This window comes from Clostridium sp. MCC345 (assembly GCF_018785345.1).
GTDB classification, from domain to species: domain Bacteria; phylum Bacillota; class Clostridia; order Lachnospirales; family Anaerotignaceae; genus Anaerotignum_A; species Anaerotignum_A faecicola.
The window spans coordinates 1-1,080 of sequence record NZ_WQPP01000039.1; the positions used below are offsets into that span (position 1 = coordinate 1).

At 52.7% G+C, this 1,080-nt stretch carries 1 protein-coding gene; it reads left to right on the forward strand.

The annotated features are described in order from the left end of the window. The coding region (locus tag GPK49_RS13180) for a recombinase family protein (RefSeq protein WP_215677443.1) at window positions 1–1,080 on the forward strand (1,080 nt) is incomplete at both ends.

Below are 1,080 nucleotides of genomic sequence, written 5' to 3' on the forward strand. Positions count from 1 at the left end.
GCTGCGGAATATCTTTAACGAATGGCTGGTGAGAGATACGAGCAAGAAAATCAAAGCAGTAAAACGCTCAAAAGGCATGAGTGGCAAGCCCATCACAAGCAAGCCTGTGTATGGCTACCTCATGGACGAGGACGAAAATTTCATTATTGACGAGGAAGCTGCACCCGTAGTCAAGCAGATATACAACCTCTGCCTTGCCGGGAATGGTCCGACCAAGATAGCCCGTATGCTCACAGAGCAGCAAATCCCCACGCCGGGGACGCTGGAATACCGCAGGACGGGCAGCACCCGCCGCTACCACCCCGGCTATGAGTGCAAGTGGGCGACCAATACCGTTGTGCATATCCTTGAAAACCGGGAATACACAGGCTGTCTGGTAAACTTCAAGACGGAAAAACTCTCTTACAAAGTCAAGCACAGTGTAGAAAATCCCCCGGAAAAGCAAGTGATTTTCGAGAATCACCACGAGCCTATCATAGACCCCCAAACATGGGAACGGGTGCAGGAGCTTCGCAAGCAGCGCAAACGCCCCAACCGCTATGATGAAGTGGGCTTGTTCTCCGGCATACTGTTCTGTGCGGACTGCGGCAGTGTGATGTATCAGCAGCGATACCAGACGGACAAACGCAAGCAGGACTGTTATATCTGCGGCAACTACAAGAAACGCACCCATGACTGTACGGCGCACTTTATCCGCACCGACCTCTTGACCGCTGGTGTACTCTCCAATCTGCGGAAAGTGACAAGCTATGCGGCAAAGCATGAAGCCCGGTTTATGAAGCTCTTGATTGAGCAGAACGAGGACGGAGGCAAACGCAGGAACGCCGCCAAGAAAAAGGAACTGGAAGCCGCCGAGAAACGCATAGCCGAGTTATCCGCTATCTTCAAGCGGCTGTATGAGGACAGCGTGACCGGGCGCATATCAGACGAGCGTTTCACAGAACTGTCGGCAGACTATGAAGCAGAGCAACGGGAACTGAAAGAAAGAGCCGCCGCTATCCAAGCGGAGCTTTCCAAAGCACAGGAAGCCACCGTGAACGCAGAAAAGTTTATGAATGTTGTCCGGCGGCATACCAGCTT